This window comes from Winogradskyella epiphytica, assembly GCF_003217215.1.
GTDB classification, from domain to species: Bacteria; Bacteroidota; Bacteroidia; order Flavobacteriales; family Flavobacteriaceae; genus Winogradskyella; species Winogradskyella epiphytica.
Map to the genome: position 1 here is coordinate 1 of NZ_QJTD01000041.1, position 1772 is coordinate 1772.

The following is a 1772-nucleotide window of genomic DNA, read 5'->3' on the forward strand; positions in this document are numbered from 1 at the left end:
CAATAAGAAATAGTTGTTCTAGGAACATCGTATTTTTTGGAAGCAAAGTTTGTGGATACTTGACCATTTAAGATTTGGTCAACGACGAATAATTTTGTTTCTAAAGTAACTTTTTGATAGCTGTTTTTTCGCCAGTGTTCATTTTGTGTTTTCATAAGTGACTATAATTAATGGTTTAATTTTTAGTCAACCTATTTCAGGAAAGTTCATAGGTTCATTATTTGGGCATTCCCCACCAGTAAATGGTGGGTCGCGTCATCCACTATATCTTTTTACTATATAATAGGTAAGTTTATAAAATCCGTTTAGGACACAGTTATACCTCTACATTTCATACTGACTTTATTAATTTTGTAAAAAGGATGCCGTTACTACCGCTAATGCGGCCAGTCCGCTTTAATAATTTCTTATCTTTACCCTATGAATTTTATAAAGACAACAGAGCAAGACTCCTATTATAATAATCTCGAGGATATGTCCATTAACGAGATTATAAAACATATCAATAAAGAAGATAAAACTGTACCCTTAGCCGTTGAAAAAGCACTACCACAAATTGAGCAGGTTATAGAACATGTCGTCTCTAAATTAAATACCGGTGGACGTTTATTTTATATAGGTGCAGGTACAAGTGGACGATTAGGGATTTTAGATGCTTCCGAATGTCCGCCAACCTTTGGCGTTTCTCACGATCTTGTTATAGGTTTAATCGCTGGCGGCGATGATGCTATTAGAAAAGCCGTTGAAAACGCAGAGGACTCAACAACCCAAGGTTGGGAAGATTTAAAAGCCTATAATATTTCATCTAATGATATAGTGATTGGGATTGCTGCTTCAGGAACTACACCTTATGTCATAAGTGCCTTAGAAAAGTGTAATGAATATCATATTATTACGGGCTGTATCACTTGTAATAAAAACAGTCCTTTATCCTTAACCGCAAAATATCCTATAGAAGTAGTTGTAGGTCCTGAATTCCTTACTGGGAGCTCAAGAATGAAAGCTGGGACCGCCCAAAAAATGGTCCTCAATATGATTACCACAACAAGTATGATACAACTTGGTAAAGTAAAAGGCAATAAAATGATCGATATGCAGCTCAGTAATGAAAAATTAGTTCAACGAGCCATATATATGATTAAAAGTGAATTAAATGTATCTGACAAAGAAGCTTCAGAATTATTGAGTAAATATAAAACGGTTAGAAATAGTATCAATCATGGACGACAATAATAATAGAACAGATAAGGAGCTTTTAACAAAAGGATTAAAACGATTAGGCGGCTGTTTATTGCTGATGTTTCTAGGTCCTACCATACTCCACTTGACATTGAATCATGATGATAAGCCACTTTATATTCCCTTACTTATTTTAGCCTTCATCTTATGTATAGGAGCCATAGTTCTATTATTTCTAGGTATTAATACCATTATGGACAGTATATTCAAAAAGAAGAAATAATTTATGTCGGTCAGCTTCATCTGAATTACAATCTAATTAGTATCCCAATAACTCGAACTTACTTATATTTTTAACCGAGCCTTACTATCGATTACCAGGTAGAGACTACCGCTTACTCAGCTATTCTTTTTGAAGATATATTCAATGTGATCTTTAGTGCTTTCGAAGATCCTAAGTCCAGGTTCTATTGCTTTGGATTAGCTAATGCGAACCTTTTAAAAACAAAAAACCCTTACTAGTAATTAGTAAGGGTTTTCAAAAAAGGCGGTGACCTACTCTTCCACAGTAAAGCAGTACCATCGGCGCAAAC

Annotated in this window: 2 protein-coding genes; both read left to right on the forward strand. The window is 34.6% G+C overall.

Annotated features, from left to right (window positions below; translation table 11 throughout):
* Positions 1–420: 420 nt before the first annotated feature.
* Positions 421–1233 carry an N-acetylmuramic acid 6-phosphate etherase gene (murQ, locus tag DFQ11_RS15020; RefSeq protein ID WP_110476705.1) on the forward strand — a complete coding sequence of 271 codons (813 nt, stop codon included), beginning with the start codon at positions 421–423 and terminating at the stop codon, positions 1231–1233.
* Positions 1220–1462: a DUF6095 family protein gene (locus tag DFQ11_RS15025; RefSeq protein WP_110476707.1), complete on the forward strand. Its 243-nt coding sequence runs from the start codon at positions 1220–1222 to the stop codon at positions 1460–1462. The genes murQ and DFQ11_RS15025 overlap by 14 nt, the downstream gene beginning before the upstream one ends.
* Positions 1463–1772: the final 310 nt, after the last annotated feature.

Excerpts from the sequence above, each read along its gene's own strand:
- murQ (WP_110476705.1), top strand. The coding sequence starts at position 421 with ATGAATTTTATAAAGACAACAGAGCAAGACTCCTATTATAATAATCTC.
- DFQ11_RS15025 (WP_110476707.1), top strand. The coding sequence starts at position 1,220 with ATGGACGACAATAATAATAGAACAGATAAGGAGCTTTTAACAAAAGGA.